This window comes from Halomonas sp. Bachu 37 (assembly GCF_039691755.1).
Taxonomy (GTDB): Bacteria; Pseudomonadota; Gammaproteobacteria; order Pseudomonadales; family Halomonadaceae; genus Vreelandella; species Vreelandella kashgarensis.
In genome coordinates this window covers 2,141,679-2,162,346 of record NZ_CP137552.1, presented here as the reverse complement: position 1 = coordinate 2,162,346, position 20,668 = coordinate 2,141,679, and the positions used below count along the sequence as shown (strand labels likewise).

The following is a 20,668-nucleotide window of genomic DNA, read 5'->3' as shown; positions in this document are numbered from 1 at the left end:
GAAGTGACCGCCACGACAAAAGGAGGCTTTTATGGCCCAACATGGCGAAGTTTACAAAGACGAATCGGGTTTTCTCTCCGTTTTCATGGGAGTTGTCGTTCTGGTCAGCATGAGTGCTCTACCTGCCACCATCGGCTGGATACAGGTATTCACCGGCTAAAGGGCTTGCCATCGCCCGAAGAAGTCGGCAGGATAAATCCATTCATCGGCATCCACGCTAAGCTTACTGGACACCCTTATGTCAGCCATCTTCACGTCTTCTCCCGCATCTTGTGTCTCGGCTAACGGCCGCGGCGTGAGTGTGGAAGACATGAAAGGCCTGACGGTAGGCGGTTATTGGTATTGGTTTAGCTGCGGTGTGCCCGTGGCCGACGACTAGCGTCGCGCCCACCAGGCACACCTCACGGGTTGCCTGCCGCTTGCTTCATAACGCCTCGGTCGGTAACCCGCCCGGGGCGTTCGCGTATGCGGCCATCGGTTTGCATCGACGACCTCGAAGATGTCCGGTATCAAGCAGCCCATTCATTCGGGCACGTTCAACAAGGCTGTAGTTCAACAAGACTGTAGTTCAACAAGACTGTAGTTCAACAAGACTGTAGTTCAACAAGGAGTGACACCATGACCGTATCTCGCGCTTTCGCTGACGTGGCTTATCGTGACTATGACGATTATCGCCATGGCTGGCGATTTAGCCAGGCGCGGCCGGCTCTGGGTGCCACCTCCGACCGTCGGGACCGTGGTGGCGCAGCCCTTACACGATGTTGTTCGATAACGGAGAGTTGAGCGTGAACGTATCAGTCAAGCATACCCTGGCCGCCGAGGCCTGTTCCCCCCGTCCCGTCCTGGCCCATAGCGCCGTTATGGCCCACAGTACCGTCATGGCTCATAGCATCCCTTTGCCCACACCCGCCGAGCTACGCCAGGAAATCCCCTTGTCGGCGGGGCTGAAAGAGCGTATCGGCCTTCAACGCCGCGCCGTCAACAATATCCTCGCTGGTCGTGACGAGCGTCTGCTGGTCGTGGTGGGGCCGTGTTCCATTCATGATTCGAAAGCCGCACTCGACTATGCGGATCGCCTGGCAAGGCTCAGCGAGAGAGTATCCGAACAGCTCCTGCCGGTGATGCGAGTCTACGTGGAAAAGCCGCGTACCACCGTGGGCTGGAAGGGGCTGGCCTACGATCCGGATCTGGACGAAAGCGGTGATATGGCCAATGGGCTGCTGCGCTCCCGCGAGTTGATGCACGCCGTGGCCGAGCGCGGCCTGCCGGTAGCCACGGAAATCCTCCAGCCCATGCTGGCGCCCTATCTCGAGGACCTGCTGAGCTGGGTGGCAATCGGCGCGCGCACCACCGAATCCCAGTTGCATCGCGAGCTGGCCAGCGACCTGCAGGCGGCGGTGGGGTTCAAGAATGCCACCAGCGGTGACATCCAGGTGGCCTTGGATGCCATGGCCGCCGCCGCCCATTCCCACCAGCGCTTTGCCATGGATGCCTCGGGCCGGCCAGTGGTGCAGCAAACCCCGGGCAATCCCCACACCCATCTGGTGTTGCGGGGAGGCCACGGTGAGCCTAATTATAGTAAAGAGCATGTGCGCTCCGCCTGCGCCCAGTTGCGCAAGGCGGGCTTGAATACTCGCTTGATGGTGGATTGCAGCCACGCCAATGCGCGCAAGGATCACCGTCGCCAGAGTGAGGTCATGCTGGATGTGCTGGCGCAGCGTCAGGCGGGCGAGCGCAACCTGGCGGGGCTGATGCTGGAGAGCCACCTGTTCGAGGGCAAGCAGCCGTTGAACCCCGGGGCGCTGCGCTACGGGGTTTCGGTGACCGATGCCTGCCTGGGCTGGGACGCTACCGAGCATCTGTTGCTGACCGCCGCCGAGCGCTTGGAAAAGTCGCCGGGACAATAAACGCTGAGCGGATAAAGAGCTGATCCCGGTGCTTTTTTTGCGCCGCTGCGGGCCGTATCATGGCAACCCCTAGGTGTGGCCACAAGAGAGCGACAATGATTTTTTACCTGGAGCAGCACGACCCGGAAACCTACCGTCGCAAGGCTCGCTTGATAAGCGTGGCAATGGCGGCCCAGCTGATCGTATTCGGTATGCTGTTCGCCCAGCTCCTGACAGCCTCCTTCGGCAGTAGCCTGTGGCTCAATGGCCTGGGGGTTTTCCTGGGACTGTTGTTCACCAGCCTGACGTTCGCCGTGTTGCGTGAGCGCCCGTGGATGAAAGAGCTGCGCTATGTATCGGGGCTCAAGCAGCACCTTGCCCGCATCAGCAGTTATCTGCCGGTGTTGCGCCGGGCCGTGGCCGAGGATAACGTCAACGCACTGAACATCCTGTCTTTCTATCATCAGGGTATGGCTCAGTTGGCGGAACTTAACGGCCGCACCACCGACGATGATGCCGAGCGCCTGGCGGAGAAGATGGAAGTACGCCTCAAGCGGGAAGAGAAACAGCTGCCGGAGAAGGTGGAGGGCTTCGATCCCCACGACCTGCAGGCGTTCAAGCGCAGCTGAAAACGCAATAATCTTCATTCTCTTGAAGGCGCTTCCCATAACGACGACTCGCAGGGAATCCAGCATGTCTTATCCTTCGTATTCATCGGCTTCGTTCGCCGTGGCAACCTTCCTGATGCTTGCGGGCTGTGCCGCGCCGATGACGAACACCTCTTCTACACCGGCCACGCCAGCCACGAACTCCGCCCCATTGCTGCCTTCGGCGCTGTTCACCGGCGGGGCGGAACGCTTCACCGGCTGGTACTGCCAACCGGCCGAGCAGCACTTGGTCAGTGCGGTGGCCGATAACGAGGAGCTGCGGTTATGGTCGCTGCATGGCGCCTGGCATCTACCGCCGGCGGTCGTCGCCAGCGGAGCACGTTACCAGCAAGGCGAGATCAGTTTCTGGAACCGGGGCGAGCAAGCCCAGGTGGAGACGCCGCGCGGTCAATTGCAGTGCCAGCAGACCCAGACACGCTCGGCCCTGACGCGCAACGATTACCCCGGCGTGATGTTCCATGGCCAGGGAAACGAGCCGGGCTGGACCGTAGACCTGGCCCATGACCGCCCCGAGCTTAGCGTCAGCCTGGACTATGGCGAACGCGAGTTCACCCGTGATTACCGTATCGTGGCGCTGGATAACGACAGTGGCCGAGTGGTGCTGGAGAGTACGCGCCCCGATCAGTCGTTCACCCTGCGGCTGGAAGCGGGCGCCTGTTTCGATGGCATGAGTGGCAAGCCGTATCCGGCCCGGGTGACGCTGACGGTTGACGGTACCCAGTACAGCGGCTGCGGCCAGGGCATCGCGCCCGGCGCGTGACCGTTATCCGCATGGAGTATCCGATGGCGTTTGAACTACCTGCTCTACCTTACGAGAAGAACGCGCTGGAGCCGCACCTTTCGTCCGAGACCCTGGGGTATCACTACGGCAAGCGGCATCAGGCCAATATCAACCGGCTCAATGCCCTGGTGCAGGGCACGGACAGTGCCGGCCAATCCTTGGAAAACCTGATCCACTCCTGTTCGGGAGAGGTTTTCGAACAGGCCGCCCAGGCGTGGAACCACACCTTTCACTGGCACTGCCTCACGCCGTTCGGCGGGGGAGAGCCTCAGGGGGCGCTGGCCCGGGCCATCGATGCCGAGTTCGGCTCCTTTGACCGCTTTCGCCAAGCCTTCATCGCCAAGGCGACGGAACATTTCGAGGCGGGATGGGCCTGGCTGATCAAGACGGCGGAAGGCGGCGTGGCGATCATCACAACCCGCGATGGCGACACGTTGCTGGCTCATGGACAGTCTCCCTTGCTGACCATCGGCCTCTGGGAAAACGGCGAGGATGACGATTATCGTCACTGCCGTGCGAAATACCTGGAGAACCTGTGGCCACTGGTGAACTGGGAGTTCATCGAGCAGAATTTCGCTTGATCGTTGGCTAGCGCGCCGCCCGTATTCCAGAATGTGTGCCAGGCAAAGCCCAAGTGAGGCTTTGCTTCCATGTCTACTCAAGGAGTCAGCCCATGCAGTACCTGCATACCATGGTGCGTGTCAGCGATCTCGACGCTTCGCTGCATTTCTACTGCGACCTGCTGGGTCTCAAGGAAGTCCGCCGCAAGGAAAACGACAAGGGTCGTTTCACGCTCGTGTTTCTGGCCGCGCCCGAGGATGAGTCACGCTCGCAGCGCTTGACCGCTCCCGAGCTTGAACTGACCTACAACTGGGACCCTGAGGAGTACAGCGGTGGGCGTAATTTCGGCCACCTGGCCTATCGAGTGGACGATATTTACGCGCTTTGCCAGCACCTGCAGGATAACGGCGTCACTATCAACCGGCCGCCTCGAGACGGTCACATGGCGTTTGTGAAATCCCCCGACGGCATTTCGGTCGAGTTGCTGCAAAAAGGCGATGCCTTGGCGCCGCAGGAGCCCTGGGCGTCCATGGAAAACAGCGGTAGCTGGTAATAGTGAAAGGGAACGCACCATGAACATGAAAGGTCGGCATTTACTGCCATGGCTTGCCTCAGTCGCCTTGTTAAGCGCGTGCAGCAGCGCACCTGGGCCCAGCTCGGCACCCCAGGACGGGGTGAGTGGCGCTGGGCTCTCGGGCCCGGTCGTGGAGCAGCGCTGGAATCTGCTGTTGATGGGTACCGATGAGCGCCTATCGATGCCGGAGACACCGTTTTTCCAGATTTCCCGCGATGGCAGCGTCAGCGGTCACGACGGCTGCAACCGCTTTACCGGGCACGTCAATCTGGGCGACAACCAGCGCATCGAGTTCAGCGAGTTGGCTACCACGCGCATGGCATGCCCGAACATGGAGGACGCCCAGCGAGTCACTGCAATGCTGGAGACCGCCTACCGTTATTTGATCGACCATGACCGGCTGGTCTTCTTCGGCCCGGATAGCCGGGTTCTCGGCGGCTGGCGCGAGTCAAACTAGCCCATCAAACTAGCCCAAGGAGTCAGTTCGAGAAGGGCGGATTGAAGCGGGTGATAAAGCGCGCATCAATCCGCCTTTTCCACTCCCATACCCACTTTCCCGATAAGCCGAAGGCGCCACGGCTGGCAATCGCGTGGCCATCGCCAGTGCCGATCAAGGCCAGTACGCGCTTGGGTGGCTGCCAGGATTGCAGTGGCTCGCCGTGACAGGCGCGGCGCAGGTTGTCAGCCAAGTGCGGCCCCATGCGTACCGCATAAACGCCCGCATTGGGCAACGGCGGGTTGAAGGCGGCGCAGTCGCCTGCGGCAAAAACATGCGGCTGACCGATGACCTCCAATGTACTCTCCACCCGAATGAACCCCTTGGCGTCCAATGGCAGCCGGGTATCCGAGAGCCAGCCATGGCCAACGGCTCCCGTCGCCCACAGCACGATATCCGCCTCGATGAACCTGTCATCATGGGTCGATACACCTCCCGCAGCCAGTGCTTCTCCGCGTACTGGCGAGTGAACGCGGATGTCCGCCCGGGCCAGCGCGCGCCGCGTCAACCAGCGGGGCAATCGCCCGGCATCGGGCAGCGGGTCTCGAGTGGCACTGAGAAGATGTCCGCGCCAATCGATATCCGGGCGCTGGTGGCGCAGCTGCGCCAACACGCTCATCAGCGTCTCACAGCCCGCCGCACCACCGCCGACGCTTACTACCTGCTGGCAACCCCCCGAGGGCAGCTGTGCCACGCTGTCTCGTAGTGCCTGCCAGCGTTCATGAAGTGAGCCGAGTGGCCGCATGGCGAGACAGTAGGGTAGCGGACCGTCATGCTGAACCGGCAACGCCAGGGTAGAGCCAATGTTCAGCGAAGCAACATCGAACGGGATGACATCGCCATTCGCTAACGTGACCTGGCGCGTGGCCGTATCAAGTGCCACGGCGGGTGAAGGGATCAAGTGAGCGCCCGCCCGGTGACATAGCGCAGCCACGTCGACTTGCGTCTCCCGTAGGGTGCACTCGCCCGCCAGCCACGCCGGCACGCTACCGGAATACGCGGCCAAGCGACTCTCACTGACGACAGTGACCGAGATGTCCGAGTCGGGCCGCCGAGCAAAGGCTTCCAATACGAAAGCGTGGGCATGGCCCGCGCCGATGAGTAGCAATCGTGTCATTTTTCCTTACCGCGCCGCCAGGTGAAGTAGCGCTTCAATAACTTGAGTACCCGCTCCGGCTTGTGGGCGTTTTTCCAGACTCCCGCGGTGGCCTTGGCTGCTTCGCCGAGCGTGGGGTAGGGGTGAATGGTGCCCAGTAACTTGTTCAGCCCCAGACCGTGCTTCATGGCGATGGTGAATTCACCCAGCCACTCGCCGGCGTTTTCCGCCACGATGGTTGCACCGAGAATCCTGTCCTTGCCGGGCACGGTAAGCACTTTGATGAAGCCCTGGGTGGCGCCTTCGGCGATGGCACGGTCGCTTTCACTCATGGCATAGCGGGTCACCTCGAATGCGATGCCTTTCTCCCTGGCTTGTTTTTCGTTCAGCCCGACGCGAGCGACTTCCGGCTGCACGTAGGTGACCGCCGGCATGATGCGGTAATCCACGGCAAAGCGCTTCAGCTCGCCAAACAGGGCGTTGACCGCCACGTGCCACGCCTGATGGGCCGCGGCGTGAGTCAGCTGGTACGGCCCGGCCAGATCTCCACAGGCCCAGATATTGGGCAGGCGGGTTTGCAGGCGCTCGTTAAGCTCCAGAGTTCCGGCCTGTGTCGTGGTGATGCCCAGGGCTTCCAGCCCCAAGCCTTCCACGTTGGCCTGGCGGCCCGCGCTGACGAGCAGGTAGTCAAACGCAAGTGCCTGCCGCTCGCCGTGATGGTTCACCACCAGCTGGTAGCCTGTCGCGTCGTTGGTGATCTCCCTCGCCCTGGCGTCGGTCATCACCGTGACCCCTTCATTGCTCAGGGCATGTTCGACCAGCTCACCCACTTCCCGATCCTCTCGGCCCAGCAGTTGGGGTGTTCCTTCGACCAGCGTGACCCGGCTGCCCAGGCGGGCAAAGCTCTGGCTCAGCTCGCAGCCAATGGCACCGCCGCCCAGTACCACCAGGCGCCTTGGCAATTTCGTCAGTGACCACAGAGTTTCAGAGGTCAGCAGCGGAGCGTCCTCGATTCCCGGCAGTGGCGGCACTCGTGGCCTGGCTCCGGTGGCAAGCACGATATGCCGTGCGTTGAGCGTCCTATCGCCGACCTGAACCTCCCACGGTGACGTGAGCCTTGCATGGTCTCGATAAACGTCGATGCCCAAGCCGCGATAGCGCTCCACGCTGTCGTGGGGTTCGATATCGCCAATCGCCTGGCGAACGTGGTCCATTACCTTGGCAAAGTCGATTTGCGGTTCGCCGGCGCTCACACCGAAGCGTGACGCGGTGCGAACCTCGTGGGCGGCACGGGCGGCGCGAATCAGCGCCTTGGAGGGTACGCAGCCGGTGTTCAGGCAGTCGCCGCCCATCTTGTGTTCTTCCACCAACGCAACCTTGGCGTTGACGGCATTGGCGATATAGCTGGTGACCAGCCCCGCCGAGCCGCCGCCGATGACCAGGATGTCGTAATCGAAGCGTGACGGGCGGCTAAATCCTCGGTAGACCTTGCGCCGCTGTACCAGCAGAACGATACGCCGGGCAAGCCAGGGAAAGATGGCCAGCAGCAGGAACGAGGCGATCAGCGGTGGTGAAATGATTCCGCCAAGGCTTTCCAGATCGCCCAGTTGGCCCCCTGCGTTCACGTAAACCGCCGTGCCGGGAAGCATGGCCACCTGGCTCACCCAGTAGAACGTGACGGTCCTGATCCGCGTCAGTCCCATGACCAGGTTGATCATGAAGAACGGAAACACCGGCACCAGGCGCAAGGTGAAAAGATAAAGGGCCCCGTCGCGCTCCACGCCGCGATTCACTGCCTCGAGCTGGCGCGGAAAACGCGTTTCGACAGGCTGACGAAAGAGAAACCGCGACAGCATAAACGCCAGGGTCGCGCCCAGGGTGCTGGCGAACGAGATGATCAACAGCCCCCAACCCAACCCGAAAAGCGCCCCGCCCAGCAGCGTCAGCAGTGTGGCACCCGGTAACGACAGGGCCGTGATGGCGACATACAGCGCAAGGAAGATGCCCGCGACCCGCCAGGGCGATTGGTCGAATGCCGCTTGGAAGTCGCTTTGGTAGGCCTTGAGTGTCTCAAGCGTGAACCATTGATGAGCCCCACTGAGAAAAAAGATGCCAATGGCAGCCAGCAGTAATGCCGCGATCAGTAAGCGTTGTCGGGTCACGGCTACCTCCAGTGCCAATGGGTGAGAACTGATTGTTATAGGAAAACCCTTACCGTGACGTGGGAAGTGCTTTCCAGCGTTGCCAGTCTTCGGGGCGGTCCATATCCCAGATCGTCGCCGGATAGGCGGCGTTCAGCCCGGCTGCCTCGATCCGGTACCGGGTCGTCGCCAGTACGCGATGAGTTCCCCAGGGGATGGCCTCGAACAGGGCAGGGTAGTCGTGTCGCATGCCAATCAGACCGTAACCGCCGTCTTCGGCGGGCAAGATGACCACGTCATGAGTGGCAAGTTGCTTTATGCAGCTGGAAATCAATTCACAGGTGATGCCGGGACAGTCGCTGCCCATCACCATGGCGGGGCCGGGCGTACTGATCAGGGCGTGGCGAATGCGGGCTCCCAGGTCGCCGTCTGGCTGGGCCTGCAACGTCAAGCCAACGCGATCGCGAAGCTCGATGAACAGCGGGTGGTCATGGTCAAGCGCAGTCCATAGGGTGACCTGAGCCGGGGGTAGCGCCCCGCAGGCATTCGCCACGCAGTGGTGCACCAGTTCCGCATGCGCCTTGGCGGCGCCTTCGGCTCCCAGCAGGGGAATCAGGCGCGTCTTGGCCTGCCCCGCCAGCGGTGCCTTGGCCAGCAGGTGGAGGTGGGGCGGCGACTCACGGTCAGCGCGCATGACGATACTCCTTGGCCAGTTGGGTGGCGCTGACACCGCGCCAGTAGCGATAGCGCAGCCGCCACATCAGGCGGATCGTTTTCCAGGCACCCTGTCGATCCCAGCGCCTTCCCGAGCTTACCACTTGCGCCTTCAAGCAGGCGGGCCGTAAGGTCCGTCTGAGCCGTTTCGTGAGTTCGATGTCCTCCATCAACGGCTGTTGGGGAAAGCCGCCGACTGCCTGGAAGGTGTCGGCGCGCACGAAGAGTCCTTGGTCACCGGTGGCGATGCCGGTGAGCCGCGAACGCCGATTCATCATCCAGCTCACCACGGGGAGCCAGCGGCTGTGTCCGGCAAGCCGAATATCAAAGCGTCCCCAGGTGTGGGTATCTAGCGCGTGAAGTATCCGTTCCATGGCGTCCGGGGGTAGGTGGGTGTCGGCGTGCAGGAACAGCAGCGCCGACGCACGGGCCTGCCGCGCGCCCAGATTCATCTGCCGCGCCCGGCCCGGTTCACCGGTCATCGCAACGTCCGCCAGTGGGGTGGCCAGGGCCACGCTCTGGTCAGCGCTGCCGCCGTCCACCACGATCACCTCGGCCCCTTGGGCGCGCAGCGGCTGCAGCGCGGTCAGTGTCGCCTCGATCGCGGCGGCTTCGTCAAGCATCGGCATCACGATGCTGAGTCGAGGAGATGATTCAACCGAGCTCAATGACAGGCCCTCCCGCGGCGTCGGCATCCGCGTGGTCGTGAGTGACCAGTAACGCAGGCAGGCCGGCCTCGCGCAGCCGGCCGAACACCAGCGACCGCATCTCCTGGCGCAGCACGGTATCCAGCTTTGAAAACGGCTCATCCAGCAGCACCGCCCGGGGGCCGGAAAGCAACAGGCGCATCAACGCCACGCGAGCTTGCTGGCCGCCGGAGAGCGTAGCCGGGTCACGCTCCGCGAAGCCCGCCAGCCCGACCTGTCCAAGGGCTTGGGTAACCTGCTGGCGTTTATCCTTCACCCGGCGAGGCAGTCCGAAGCGCAAGTTACCGCCCACACTCAGGTGGGGAAACAGCAGCGGGTCCTGGAACAGCAACCCGATGCCGCGCTGCTCGGCGGGACGGTCCAGCAGGTTGCATCCCCCCAGCCACACGTCGCCGCTGGCGCTAAATTCACTATCCAGAAACCCGGCAACATACGCCAGCAACGAGGATTTTCCCGATCCGGAAGGACCCATCACCGTCAGCACCTCGCCGGGGGCGATGGTCGCGTTCACCCGCAGTAGTTCGCGGCCGGCCAAATGAATGCTGACTTGTGACAGCGTTAGTGTCTCACCGTTCGACCCGTTCACATACACCCCTTCAGGTTGAAAGCTTGCGACGTGGCGACCCTAGCCAGCGAGGCAACGCCAGGGCAAGCATGAAGCCGATCAACGGCAGGCCCGCTTGTACCAATGCCCACACGCCGATCAAGCGGCGATTGCTGCCCGCCGCGAGAGCCACCGCCTCGGTGGTCACGGTCGTCACGCGGCCGGCACCCAGTAACTGGGTGGGCAGGTACAGGCCGATACTCACCGCCAGGCCGACGGCGAACGCCGTCAACAGCGGGGCGACTATCAGCGGCAGGCGAACCCGCCAGAAAGCGGTGCCGGGCGACACACCCAGCGAGTGCGCTACCTGCAGCCAGCGTGGGTCAAGGCGGCGATACGCTTCCGCCAGCGAGAGATAGACATAGGGCAGTACAAACAGCAAGTGACCGGCAATGACCAAGCCTAGCCGAGGGCGAATACCCAGGCTTTCCGCCGCTACGGTCAAGCCGAACAGAAAGGCGATCTGTGGCACCAGCAAGGGTAGATAGAGTAGCCAAAGCGCGCGCTTGGGCTGGATGTGCTGACGGTACTCGTTTTCCAGTACCGCGAGTACCAGCGCCGTGGCCAGCGTGGTGGCAACAAGACCGATCAGTGCAGTATTGAATAGCGGCATGGCCATCATGGGAGCGCTGCGTTGCCAGTGATCCAGTGTCAGCAGTTGCGGGAGCAGATCGGGAAATCGCCAGAAACCGGCCAGCGAGAACAGCCCCAGGCCCACCAGGGACGCCAGTGCCGTCATGCTTGACAAGAGCAGCGCCGAGCGGCCAACCATCCGCAGCGTGATTTCCCCTCGGTTACGGCTACCATTGGTCAGCCAGCGTCGCGTCAGCCTGTAGGAAAGTCGTTCCAGCAGCCACCAGCAGAGCAGTGCCGCCAGGGTGACGCCAAGCTGCAGCACTGCCGCTGCCGAGGCCATGAAACGGTGGTTGATATCGGGGTCGTTGAACCAGCCAAGAATCGACACACTGAGCGTAGGGGGCAACTTCGGGCCCAGAATCAGCGCCATGTCCACCACCGAGGTGGCGTAGGCGAGAACCGCATAAACCGGCAGTCGGATCAGCGGATAGAGCGTGGGCAATACGGTCTTCAACCAGGCAACCGTAGGTGAATAGCCCAGCGAACGCCCCAGCATCAAACGCTTCTCAGGCGCCAGTTGCGGCAGTGCCGCCAGGCACATCAACAGCAGAAACGGCACCTCCTTCAGCACCAGCCCCGCCATCAGGGAGAGCCCCCAGGGGTCGTTGACGATCAGTGCATCCGGCGGACGCTCCCACCCCGTCAGTGCTGGCGATACCAGCCGTACCAACAGGCCCGAGGGGGCGATCAGAAAGGCAAATCCGAACGCGACAGCAGCATGGGGGATGGCGAGCAGCGGTGACACCAGCCGTCGAACACCGCGGTCCAGCCAGCTGCCACGGCTGGCGGCCAGAAACAGCACCACGATGACCAGCGCAATGGCGGTACTCACCAGCCCGCTGACAAAGCTGATCACCACCGAGCGGGCAAGCCCCGGCTGGGCGAGCAGCATTTGCCAGGGAGCTGAGCTGACCCCGTGGCCGCCAAGGACGGGAAGATAGCCGAGCGCCGGCAGCACCACCATCAGCAGGCCCGCCCCCACCGGCAGTACGAGCAGTGCAATGACCAGCGCGGGGGCCAGCCGCAGCATGTCAGTAGACGCCGTAACGCTCGAGCCACGCCTCCTGCAGGGCGGTCATCCAGCTGGGGTGTGGCTCGGGCAGGGTGTTTGATAGTGCATCGGCAGGCAGCTCCGCCGGGTGGCGCTCTCCCGACTCGAACAGTGCCTGGGCAGCGGCGTCCAGTCGTTCGATATCCAGTACGCTGCGGTCGCCCCACATCGCAAGCGACTGTTTCTGCGCCTGCGCTTCCGGCGAGAGCAGAAAATTGGCGAGGACCATGGCGCCGGCCTTATGCGGCGAGTTGTAGGGAATCGCCACAAAATGGACGTTACCCAGCGTGCCACCCTCCAGCACATAGCTGCGTACGCTATCGGGAAGCTCATACTCCTTTACCGCCACGGCCGCCTCGCTGGGGTAGAAGGAAAACGCCAGGCTCAGCTCGCCATCGCTCATCAGCGTGCGCAGATGGGGACCTGAATCGGGAAAGCTACGTCCGCTGCGCCACAGGTGCGGGTGCAACTCGTCCAGGTAGGCCCATAACAGTGCCGTGACGGCGGCAAAATCGCTCTTCGCCACCGGCTGATAAAGCGCTTCGTCCTGCTCGGTCAGTTCGATCAGCGCTTGCTTCAAGAAGGTGCTGCCGGTGAAGTCCGGGATACGCGGGTAGCTGAACCGGCCGGGGTTGGCTTCGGCCCAGGCGAGCAGCGCCTGCATGTCCTGCGGTGGCGACTCGGTCTGGGCGCTGTCGTAATAGAAGGTGATCTGCGCCTTGCCCCATGGCGACTCGTAGCCTTCGGTCGGGAGGGTGAAGTCGGTGACGACCTCGGGGTTTTGCGTGGCGTTGGTGAGGGCAAAATTGGGCAATGCCTCGGCGAAGGGGCCGAATAGCAGGTCGCTTTCACGCATCGCGGCGAAATTTTCACCGTTGATCCAGATCAGGTCGATGCTGCCTTCGCCGTCGTTACCCGCCTGCTTTTCCGCCAGCACCCTCGCCACTGCACTGCCGGTGTCGTCCAGCTTGACGTGCTCTACATCGACGCCGTACTGCGCCTGCACTTGTTGCGCGACCCAGTCGATATAGCGGTTGGTACGCGTATCGCCGCCCCAGGCATTCCAGTAAACGGTCTGGCCTTCCGCGTCTGCCACGATGCCCTGCCAGTCGCTGGGATCGGGGGCGGCCATGGCGGGTAGCGCCAGTGCCAGCAAGGGCACCACCAACGTTAAATGGCGGGAATGGTATTTATTCGACATCGCACACCTCTTGTCAGGAGCCGCCCGGCCTTTGGCAAAAGTCGGGCATTAGAGTGAAGCACCCAGATGCTGCAGTTCGTCTTGCACACGATCGATGATAGGCAGGGAGACATAATGCTCGACTCGGTCGCGCACATGTTCAATCACCGCCGGGTCGGTGAGTTCCGCCGACCAATCCTCGCCACGCTGATACATGTCCTTGGCCTGCAAATGCTGGGCACGCCACTTGGCGCACCAGGTCAGCGACCAAAGCCAGGTCGCGCGGCGGCAGGCCACCAGCGTTTCGGTGCTGGGCGATTCGCCCATCGACGCCTGCCAGCGGCGATAAAACGCGACCACTTCATCGAGTGACAGTACCGCCTGGCTGTTGAGATCCCAGGTGGTCGAGGTGTAGAGCGAGGTATAGGCCAGGTCGATGCCCGGCAGGCCGTAGCGGCACTTTTCCAGGTCCACCAGCACCGCGCGCCCCCGCGCATCGATCAGAAAATTGCCGGGGTGGGTATCGAAGCTGATCAAGCAGCGCATGGTATCGGGGAGTTCCACCGGCAACGCGGTCAGCTCATCGCGGATGCGTGAAGTCGCCTCGCAGCTCAAGTCCGCTCGTTCGAGCCACTGCGCCTGACGCTCGACCTCCTCGCACATTGCCCGCCAAGGGTCCGCCGGGGCCAGCAGTGGAGCGGGGTCATCCGGCAGCGGCAGCCGGTGCAGGCTGGCGAGCGTCTCGGCAATTCGCGGCAGGTCTTGCGGAAGGCTGGCCAGCCGGCCATCGACGGCATCCACCAGCAAGCCGCCACGGGGCAGGACGTCACTTGTATTCAACACGTCGTGCAGGCGCGGAACGTGCCCGCCCTGGCTGGCACGTTCGTAGCATGCGGCTTCGTAGGCCAGGTTATCCGCAGGCGCCAGGTTCATCTGGCTCTGCTTGGGCAGTCGTGCTACCCAATCGCCATTGCCGCGATGAATCCATACATGATCGTGGGCCAGCCCGGTATCCGCCATCGGCGAAAGCTCCCGGAACACAATTCCGGCCCGCTCGAGCTCGTTCGCCAGCGCCTCCAATCGTTCCTCGCCAAGTGTCGGCATAGCATCATCCATGTTGATACAACAGCGTTAACCTTACAGGGTTCACAATGGAAAGTGGTCAAGCATGGGCGGAAAGATGCGGCAGGTTCCGCCCGGTTCCTGGCCAGCCGTGGGTATCGAAGCTGCACAACCGGATACCAAAACGGCACCCTGAGGTGCCGTTTTGACTTTACTGTTCGCTGAAATCTACAACGCTCCGATCTTCGCCCGCTGCTCTTCCAGCAGCTTTTTCGCGGCCTGGAACTCGGCCAGTTTGCCGCGTTCCTTTTCGACCACGGCTTCCGGCGCCTTGGCGATGAAGCCCTCGTTGCCGAGCTTCTTCTCGATGCCGCTGATGAGTTTGTCCTGCTTGTCGATCTCCTTGGCCAGGCGCTTGAGTTCGGCATCCTTGTCGATCAGGTCGGCCATCGGCACCAGCACTTCCATGTCACCGACCAGCTGTGTGGCCGAGAGCGGGGCGTCATCCGGATTGGCGAGCCATGTCACGCTTTCCAGTTTGGCGAGCTTGGCCAGGAAGTGGCGGTTGCTCTCCAGGCGCTCGGCATCCTCGGGCTTGCCTTTGGTCAGCAGTACGTCCAACGGCTTGCCGGGGGCGATGTTCATCTCGGCGCGAATGTTGCGCACGGCGATGATCACGCCTTTGAGCCACTCGATATCGCGGGTTGCCTGCTCGTCGATTTTGCTTTCGTCCGCCTGGGGCCACGGCTGCGCCATGATTGAATCGTCGTCGCCCGAGTGGGTGCCCGCCAGCGGTGCGATGCGTTGCCAGATCTCCTCGGAAATGAACGGCATCATCGGGTGGGCCAGGCGCAGAATCGCTTCGAGTACGCGCACCAGCGTGCGGCGAGTGCCACGTTTGCGATTTTCTAGCGCCGCTGCTCCCGACGTCCTGTCTCCCGCAGCATTAGTACTTCCCTGTACGTCATCCCACAGCACCGGCTTGGAAAGCTCCAGGTACCAGTCGCAGTACTCGTTCCAGACGAACTCGTAAAGCGCCTGGGAGGCATGGTCGAAGCGGTATTCGTCCATCGCCTTGGTTACCTGGGCCTCGGTTTTCTGCAGCTGGGAGATGATCCAGCGGTCGGCAAGCGACAGCTCCACTTCACCGCCCTGTCCTTGAGAAGAGATGCCGCAGTCTTCGCCTTCGGCATTCATCAGCACGTAGCGCGAGGCGTTCCACAGCTTGTTGCAGAAGTTGCGGTAACCGTCCAGGCGGTTCATGTCGAACTTGATATCGCGCCCGGTGGTGGCCTGGGAAAGGAACGTGAAGCGCAGTGCGTCGGTGCCGTGGGGCTCAATGCCGTCCTTGAATTCGTCGCGAGTCGCCTTGGCGATCACCTTGGCTTTCTGCGGTTGCATCATGTTGCCGGTACGTTTTTCGACAAGGGTGTCGAGCTCGATGCCGTCGATCAGGTCGATGGGGTCGAGCACGTTGCCCTTGGACTTGGACATCTTGTTGCCATCCCGGTCGCGCACCAGGCCGTGGACGTAGACGGTCTTGAACGGCACCTCGCCGGTGAATTTCAGCGTCATCATGATCATCCGGGCGACCCAGAAGAAGATGATGTCAAAGCCCGTGACCAGCACGCTGGTGGGGTGGAAGGTTTCGAGCTCCGGGGTCTTTTCCGGCCAGCCCAGGGTGCCGAAGGTCCACAGGCCCGAACTGAACCAGGTATCCAGCACGTCCTCATCCTGCGTCAGTACCAGCTCGGGGTCGAGTGCGTGTTTCTCGCGAGCTTCGGCTTCGCTGCGGGCGACGTAGACGTTGCCTTCGGGGTCGTACCAGGCGGGAATGCGGTGGCCCCACCACAACTGGCGGGAGATACACCAGTCCTGCAGGTCGCGCATCCAGGCGAAGTACATGTTCTCGTAGTTCTTGGGCACGAACTGGATGTCGCCGTTTTCCACCGCCTCGATGGCGGGCTTGGCAAGCGACTCCACCGCCACGAACCACTGGTCGGTGAGTAGCGGCTCGATGACGTCGCCCGAGCGGTCGCCATAGGGCAGGGTGTTGTTGACCGCTTCCACCTGCTCCAGCAGGCCGAGGGCCTCCATGTCGGCGACGATCTGTTTGCGCGCCTCGAAACGATCCAGACCCGCGTACTTGGCGGGTAGGCTTGCGTCTTCGTCGGGCTGGGGCTGGCCCTTGAGATCGAAGATTTCGGCGCGCTCGAGAATGGCCGCGTCCTTGGAGAAGACGTTGATCAGCAGATGGTCCTGACGTTTGCCGACTTCGTAGTCGTTGAAGTCGTGGGCCGGGGTGATCTTGACGCAACCGGAGCCTTTTTCCATGTCGGCGTGCTCGTCGGCGACGACCGGAATACGCCGGCCCACCAGCGGCAGCTCGATGAACTTGCCGACCAGGGAGGCATAGCGCTCGTCTTCTGGATTGACCGCCACGCCGGTATCGCCCAGCAGGGTTTCCGGGCGGGTGGTGGCGACGACCAGGTGATCCTTGCCATCGTCGGTCTTCACGCCGTCGGCCAGCGGATAGCGGAAGTGCCAGAAGCTGCCCTGCTGATCGCGGTTTTCCACTTCCAGGTCGGAAATGGCGGTGTGCAGGGTGGGGTCCCAGTTGACCAGGCGTTTGCCGCGATATATCAGGTTTTCCTCGTGCAGGCGCACGAACACTTTCTGCACGGCCTTGTAGAAGCCGTCATCCATGGTGAAGCGCTCACGGCTCCAGTCCACGCTGGCGCCCATGCGGCGCAGCTGGCGGGTAATATGGCCGCCGGACTCTTCCTTCCACTCCCAGACCTTGTCGATGAACGCATCGCGCCCCAGATCGTGGCGAGTCTTGCCTTCCTCGGCGGCAACCTTGCGTTCGACCAGCATCTGGGTGGCGATGCCGGCGTGGTCGGTGCCTACCTGCCACAGGGTGTTGTTGCCCTGCATCCGCTTCCAGCGCGTCAGGGTATCCATGATGGTGTCCTGGAAAGCGTGGCCCATGTGCAGGCTGCCGGTCACGTTGGGCGGCGGAATCATGATCGAAAAGGGTTTGCCGTGGCCAGAAGGGGCAAAACGGTTGGCGGCTTCCCAGCGCTCGTACCAGCGGGTTTCGATCTGTTCGGGTTGGTAGGTCTTTTCCATGGGGGAGTCGGCTCATCGCTTGCAAAAAAATGGCGACAAGTATAGCGCGCCAGGCTGGCAGGCGTCAGGTGGGAAAGTCGTGGGCGGGCATGGCGAGCATAAAATCGGTGAAGCCTCAGGGAAGACTCAAGTCGGTCTGGGTGCGGGCATGGTCGAGTTCCTGTTCGGTGGCATGGATCAGGCGGTACTCGTAGCCCAGCAGCTTGGCGTGCCCCTCGATCCAGCCGTTGGTGTAGCGAAACCCCGGAATGCCTTTCAGTGTCTGGTGGCGTTTGCCCTGCTCGCCATCCAGAAAACCTTGAATCCACGCATTGCGATAGGTGCGGCAGTACATGTGAACTCCTCAACCTGACGCGGCGGGTAAGCCCAAAGGGTTAAGGGTCTAGTATATTAAGCTTTCACTTTTTTTGCAGTGCAGTATGCGATTTTTCCCAGAAGAAGCGCATGGCGACCAGGCCCAGTACCGGGCCGGGCAGCAACCACCACAGTACGGCGAGCTGCTGGGACGACCAGAGTGAGGTGACGAGTGCGATCGACGGGATGGTCAGGCCGAAGCCGATGGCATTCATCATCGCCAAGGCCGCGCCGAGCCGTTCCTGCGGGGCGGTGGCCGAGGCCAGCGCGGAAAACTGGGCGGAATCGGCGATGACGCTAATGCCCCACAGAGCCAGCAGGCCAAGCAACAGCCAGGGAGAAACACTGCCCAGCAAGGGGTAAACCAGGCACAGCGCACCGGATACCGCCAGGGCGGTACATGCCACGTGGGCGCTACCGGCCCGGCGACTCCAGCGCCCGGCCAGCACGCAACCGGGAAGCCCCAAGGCGATAATGGCAAAGCTTAGCCACGCCTGGCCGCCGGCCGAAGCGTTCAGACGTTCCAGCTCGCGGCTGACCAGATAAGGCACCAAAGCCCAGAACGCGTACAGCTCCCAGCAGTGGCCGAAGTAGCCCAGCGCGGCGGCGCGAAAATCCCGCTTGCGAAAGGCGGCCAGGCCGGCCCAAGGGCGGCCGCTACGGGCCGGGCCGGGTAGGTGGGAGCCGTCTCCCAGGCGATAAATCAGGACGGCGGCGACAAGCGCCAAAAGCGAGGCCAGCACCAGCGGCCACTGCCACGGCAGGTGCAGGGTCAACCCGCGCAGCAAGTGTGGCGAGGCGATGCCCAGCGTCAGCATGCCCACTAGCCAGCCAAGCGCCGCACCGGCGTGACTGGGCGTCCAGCTCACCACCAGTTTCATGCCCAAGGGATAGATGCCCGCCAGGCATAAGCCGGTGAGAAAGCGTGCCCACAGTGCCCAGGTGAGCGAGTCGGCGACACCGATGAAAGCGGCATTGATCAAGGCACCCATCACGGCGGAAGCGGCGAACAGCCGGCTGGCCCGAATACGGTCGGCAAGCCCGGTAGTGGCGATCAGCAGTGTGCCGCTGATGAAACCGGCCTGAACCGCGATGGTCAGCAGGCCCAGGTCGCTTTCACTGAGGCCGACGGCGTCCTGTAGCGCCAAGCCCACGCCATTGACGCTGAACCATAGCGAAGTGCCGAACAGTTGGGCGATGACGATGACGGCCAGCGGGTGGCGTGTGAGCAGCGAGGTAGGCATACGAGTCCCTATGATAAGTTCTTGTTATTCGATTTTAAGGTCTGGCGCTCTGTCACTGAGCCGCCTAGCCCAGCTTGTGCGGCACGACCTCGTGGCCCATCTCTTTATAGCGTTGCCAGCAGGCGCGTTTGGCGACCAGTACTTGCTGATGCTGGTTGATGATCTCGGCGATGCGGACGTAGCGCTCGACGCCTTCCGGGATTTCCGGGTGCAGATTGAGCAGCGCGGTCTCTTCGGTGGGCACCGGCAACGTCTGCCAGCCGAGTGTGATCGGCACGCTGGCAGCCATCTCGCTATCTTCTAGCGCATGGGGCAGGTAGGCGTCGGGGCGAAAATTCCACAGGGCGTCGTCGGCCTGTTCGGCGAATGCCTTGTCCTCGCAGTGCAGGTGCAGCCGGTAGCCCTTGCGGTGGATAGTTTCGGCGAGCTTGCAGGCGAACTGCAAACGCGCCTCCAGGGTGGTATCCGGCAGGATGTAGAAATCGATGCGCGCCATGGCGGTTCCAGACGGCTCCGCCGCTGCCGAGGTTAAGAAAAAAGCAAAGGTAGCGGCGGATAGGGGTTAGACCAGCTGGGTCAGCCAGCCGTACTTGTCTTCGCTGCGGCCGTACTGCAGGTCGAGTAGCTTGCTGCGGATACGCTTGCCCATGGCGTTGTCGCTACCGGCGGCCAGGCGGATACGGTCGTTCTCGGTGACCAACTCGCCGACCGGGGTGATGACCGCCGCAGTGCCGCAGGCAAATATTTCGGTGATCTCGCCGGATGCCGCACCTTCGCGCCATTCGTCGATGCTGATGTGGCGCTCTTCCGGGGTCAGGCCTTCGTCCTTGGCCAGGGTCAGCACGGAATCGCGGGTCACCCCTTCCAGGATGGTGCCGGTCAGCTTGGGCGTGACGATGCGGCCATCCTTGAAGACGAAGAACAGGTTCATGCCGCCGAGCTCTTCCACCCACTTGTTCTCCGTGGCATCGAGGAAGGCGACCTGGCCGCAGCCGTGGGCTTCGGCTTCCTTCTGCGCAGCGAGCGAGGCGGCGTAGTTGCCGCCGCACTTGGCGAAGCCGGTGCCACCGGGCGCGGCGCGGTTGTAGTTCGAGGACAACCAGATGGAGACCGGTTCGACTCCGCCCTTGAAGTAGGCGGCGGCCGGCGAGGCGATGACGTAATAGTCCACTTCCTGTGACGGCCGCACGCCGAGAAACGTCTCGCTGGCGATCATGAACGGGCGCAGGTAGAGGCTGCATTCGTCGGCTTCGCTGGCGGGGGTGGGTACCCATTCGTGATCCTGGACCAGCAGCGCTTTCAGCGAGCCGATGAAGTCGTCATCGGAAAGCTCGGGCAGGGCCAGGCGGCGCGCGGAGCGACGGAAACGTTCGGCATTCTTTTCCGGGCGGAAGGTCCAGACAGAGCCATCGGCATGGCGGTAGGCCTTGATTCCCTCGAAGATTTCCTGGCCATAGTGCAGTACGGCGGCGGCGGGATCGAGAGTCAACGGGCCGTAGGGGCGCACTTGATGGCCATGCCAGCCGGCATCTACGGTCCAGCGTATATGGACCATATGGTCGCTGAAGTAACGACCGAAACCAGGGTTGTCGAGAATATCGCCACGAATGGCAGCCGCCGTGGGATTGGCCGACGGCAGTAGGTCAAAACTTGTGGGCACGGGTGTTGGTCTCCGCTATAACCAGGCGCTCGCATGGCGCTTCAGGTGCGATACAGGAACACCGAGCCTGACGGCCCGGTGCATTGCTCGAAACGATTGCTATGTGTCAGATTTAAAGGTT

General features: G+C 62.5%; 21 protein-coding genes. 8 read left to right on the top strand and 13 right to left on the bottom strand.

Going from position 1 to position 20,668, the window contains the following annotated elements; all coding sequences use genetic code 11:
* The first annotated feature begins 31 nt into the window (after nt 1–31).
* The 8 genes from R5M92_RS09920 to R5M92_RS09885 all read left to right on the top strand — a co-directional run bounded on the left by R5M92_RS09920 (nt 32) and on the right by R5M92_RS09885 (nt 4,927).
* The gene (locus R5M92_RS09920) at nt 32–160 is read left to right on the top strand and encodes a hypothetical protein (protein ID WP_346795769.1); all 129 of its coding nucleotides are present in this window, start codon (nt 32–34) and stop codon (nt 158–160) included.
* A gap of 458 nt (nt 161–618) precedes the next feature.
* Entirely contained in the window at nt 619–783 is a 165-nt protein-coding gene (locus R5M92_RS09915) for a hypothetical protein (RefSeq protein ID WP_346795768.1), read from the top strand.
* Between the two features lie 77 nt (nt 784–860).
* Nucleotides 861–1,907 carry a 3-deoxy-7-phosphoheptulonate synthase gene (locus R5M92_RS09910; RefSeq protein WP_346799336.1) on the top strand — a complete coding sequence of 349 codons (1,047 nt, stop codon included), beginning with the start codon at nt 861–863 and terminating at the stop codon, nt 1,905–1,907.
* Nucleotides 1,908–2,002: 95 nt separating this feature from the next.
* Nucleotides 2,003–2,515: a DUF3087 family protein gene (locus R5M92_RS09905; protein ID WP_346795767.1), complete on the top strand. Its 513-nt coding sequence runs from the start codon at nt 2,003–2,005 to the stop codon at nt 2,513–2,515.
* A gap of 64 nt (nt 2,516–2,579) precedes the next feature.
* Nucleotides 2,580–3,314 (top strand): MliC family protein, encoded by a 735-nt coding sequence (locus R5M92_RS09900; RefSeq protein ID WP_346795766.1) that lies wholly within the window; start codon nt 2,580–2,582, stop codon nt 3,312–3,314.
* Nucleotides 3,315–3,337: 23 nt separating this feature from the next.
* Nucleotides 3,338–3,916, top strand: coding sequence for a Fe-Mn family superoxide dismutase (locus tag R5M92_RS09895; protein ID WP_346795765.1), 579 nt, complete (start codon nt 3,338–3,340; stop codon nt 3,914–3,916).
* A gap of 92 nt (nt 3,917–4,008) precedes the next feature.
* A complete protein-coding gene (gene gloA / locus R5M92_RS09890) occupies nt 4,009–4,449 on the top strand; it encodes a lactoylglutathione lyase (protein WP_346795764.1) in 441 nt (146 codons plus the stop codon).
* A 19-nt stretch (nt 4,450–4,468) separates the two neighbouring features.
* Nucleotides 4,469–4,927, top strand: coding sequence for an META domain-containing protein (locus R5M92_RS09885; RefSeq protein ID WP_346795763.1), 459 nt, complete (start codon nt 4,469–4,471; stop codon nt 4,925–4,927).
* A gap of 22 nt (nt 4,928–4,949) precedes the next feature.
* Here the strand turns inward: R5M92_RS09885 and R5M92_RS09880 are convergent, their stop codons facing one another.
* From R5M92_RS09880 to R5M92_RS09820, 13 genes are all read right to left on the bottom strand, one after another.
* A complete protein-coding gene (locus R5M92_RS09880) occupies nt 4,950–6,083 on the bottom strand; it encodes an FAD-dependent oxidoreductase (RefSeq protein ID WP_346795762.1) in 1,134 nt (377 codons plus the stop codon).
* Nucleotides 6,080–8,224, bottom strand: a complete 2,145-nt coding sequence (locus R5M92_RS09875; RefSeq protein ID WP_346795761.1) for an FAD-dependent oxidoreductase — start codon at nt 8,222–8,224, stop codon at nt 6,080–6,082. Before R5M92_RS09875 ends, R5M92_RS09880 begins: the two co-directional genes overlap by 4 nt.
* A 49-nt stretch (nt 8,225–8,273) precedes the next feature.
* Nucleotides 8,274–8,897 (bottom strand): TIGR04282 family arsenosugar biosynthesis glycosyltransferase, encoded by a 624-nt coding sequence (locus tag R5M92_RS09870; protein WP_346795760.1) that lies wholly within the window; start codon nt 8,895–8,897, stop codon nt 8,274–8,276.
* The gene (locus R5M92_RS09865; RefSeq protein WP_417338705.1) at nt 8,887–9,540 is read right to left on the bottom strand and encodes a TIGR04283 family arsenosugar biosynthesis glycosyltransferase; all 654 of its coding nucleotides are present in this window, start codon (nt 9,538–9,540) and stop codon (nt 8,887–8,889) included. Before R5M92_RS09865 ends, R5M92_RS09870 begins: the two co-directional genes overlap by 11 nt.
* Nucleotides 9,541–9,571: 31 nt before the next feature.
* On the bottom strand, nt 9,572–10,210 hold the full coding sequence (locus R5M92_RS09860; protein WP_346795759.1) for an ATP-binding cassette domain-containing protein: 639 nt from the start codon (nt 10,208–10,210) through the stop codon (nt 9,572–9,574).
* Nucleotides 10,211–10,220: 10 nt separating this feature from the next.
* On the bottom strand, nt 10,221–11,894 hold the full coding sequence (locus tag R5M92_RS09855) for an ABC transporter permease (protein ID WP_346795758.1): 1,674 nt from the start codon (nt 11,892–11,894) through the stop codon (nt 10,221–10,223).
* Nucleotide 11,895: 1 nt separating this feature from the next.
* Nucleotides 11,896–13,116: an ABC transporter substrate-binding protein gene (locus tag R5M92_RS09850; protein WP_346795757.1), complete on the bottom strand. Its 1,221-nt coding sequence runs from the start codon at nt 13,114–13,116 to the stop codon at nt 11,896–11,898.
* Nucleotides 13,117–13,164: 48 nt separating this feature from the next.
* A complete protein-coding gene (locus tag R5M92_RS09845; protein ID WP_346795756.1) occupies nt 13,165–14,199 on the bottom strand; it encodes a phosphotransferase in 1,035 nt (344 codons plus the stop codon).
* A 186-nt stretch (nt 14,200–14,385) separates the two neighbouring features.
* On the bottom strand, nt 14,386–17,289 hold the full coding sequence (locus R5M92_RS09840; protein WP_346795755.1) for a valine--tRNA ligase: 2,904 nt from the start codon (nt 17,287–17,289) through the stop codon (nt 14,386–14,388).
* 115 nt (nt 17,290–17,404) lie between these two features.
* Nucleotides 17,405–17,623, bottom strand: coding sequence for a hypothetical protein (locus tag R5M92_RS09835; protein WP_346795754.1), 219 nt, complete (start codon nt 17,621–17,623; stop codon nt 17,405–17,407).
* A gap of 64 nt (nt 17,624–17,687) precedes the next feature.
* Nucleotides 17,688–18,887, bottom strand: a complete 1,200-nt coding sequence (locus tag R5M92_RS09830; RefSeq protein ID WP_346795753.1) for an MFS transporter — start codon at nt 18,885–18,887, stop codon at nt 17,688–17,690.
* 64 nt (nt 18,888–18,951) lie between these two features.
* On the bottom strand, nt 18,952–19,383 hold the full coding sequence (locus R5M92_RS09825) for a DNA polymerase III subunit chi (RefSeq protein ID WP_346795752.1): 432 nt from the start codon (nt 19,381–19,383) through the stop codon (nt 18,952–18,954).
* Nucleotides 19,384–19,449: 66 nt separating this feature from the next.
* Nucleotides 19,450–20,547, bottom strand: coding sequence for a branched-chain amino acid aminotransferase (locus tag R5M92_RS09820; RefSeq protein ID WP_346795751.1), 1,098 nt, complete (start codon nt 20,545–20,547; stop codon nt 19,450–19,452).
* Between the last annotated feature and the right edge of the window lie 121 nt (nt 20,548–20,668).

Excerpts from the sequence above, each read along its gene's own strand:
- R5M92_RS09850 (WP_346795757.1), bottom strand. The coding sequence starts at position 13,116 with ATGTCGAATAAATACCATTCCCGCCATTTAACGTTGGTGGTGCCCTTG.
- R5M92_RS09880 (WP_346795762.1), bottom strand. The coding sequence starts at position 6,083 with ATGACACGATTGCTACTCATCGGCGCGGGCCATGCCCACGCTTTCGTA.
- R5M92_RS09840 (WP_346795755.1), bottom strand. The coding sequence starts at position 17,289 with ATGGAAAAGACCTACCAACCCGAACAGATCGAAACCCGCTGGTACGAG.
- gloA (WP_346795764.1), top strand. The coding sequence starts at position 4,009 with ATGCAGTACCTGCATACCATGGTGCGTGTCAGCGATCTCGACGCTTCG.
- R5M92_RS09920 (WP_346795769.1), top strand. The coding sequence starts at position 32 with ATGGCCCAACATGGCGAAGTTTACAAAGACGAATCGGGTTTTCTCTCC.
- R5M92_RS09845 (WP_346795756.1), bottom strand. The coding sequence starts at position 14,199 with ATGCCGACACTTGGCGAGGAACGATTGGAGGCGCTGGCGAACGAGCTC.
- R5M92_RS09895 (WP_346795765.1), top strand. The coding sequence starts at position 3,338 with ATGGCGTTTGAACTACCTGCTCTACCTTACGAGAAGAACGCGCTGGAG.
- R5M92_RS09910 (WP_346799336.1), top strand. The coding sequence starts at position 861 with ATGGCCCACAGTACCGTCATGGCTCATAGCATCCCTTTGCCCACACCC.
- R5M92_RS09855 (WP_346795758.1), bottom strand. The coding sequence starts at position 11,894 with ATGCTGCGGCTGGCCCCCGCGCTGGTCATTGCACTGCTCGTACTGCCG.
- R5M92_RS09825 (WP_346795752.1), bottom strand. The coding sequence starts at position 19,383 with ATGGCGCGCATCGATTTCTACATCCTGCCGGATACCACCCTGGAGGCG.
- R5M92_RS09865 (WP_417338705.1), bottom strand. The coding sequence starts at position 9,540 with ATGCTTGACGAAGCCGCCGCGATCGAGGCGACACTGACCGCGCTGCAG.
- R5M92_RS09830 (WP_346795753.1), bottom strand. The coding sequence starts at position 18,887 with ATGCCTACCTCGCTGCTCACACGCCACCCGCTGGCCGTCATCGTCATC.
- R5M92_RS09885 (WP_346795763.1), top strand. The coding sequence starts at position 4,469 with ATGAACATGAAAGGTCGGCATTTACTGCCATGGCTTGCCTCAGTCGCC.
- R5M92_RS09915 (WP_346795768.1), top strand. The coding sequence starts at position 619 with ATGACCGTATCTCGCGCTTTCGCTGACGTGGCTTATCGTGACTATGAC.
- R5M92_RS09905 (WP_346795767.1), top strand. The coding sequence starts at position 2,003 with ATGATTTTTTACCTGGAGCAGCACGACCCGGAAACCTACCGTCGCAAG.
- R5M92_RS09900 (WP_346795766.1), top strand. The coding sequence starts at position 2,580 with ATGTCTTATCCTTCGTATTCATCGGCTTCGTTCGCCGTGGCAACCTTC.
- R5M92_RS09870 (WP_346795760.1), bottom strand. The coding sequence starts at position 8,897 with ATGCGCGCTGACCGTGAGTCGCCGCCCCACCTCCACCTGCTGGCCAAG.
- R5M92_RS09835 (WP_346795754.1), bottom strand. The coding sequence starts at position 17,623 with ATGTACTGCCGCACCTATCGCAATGCGTGGATTCAAGGTTTTCTGGAT.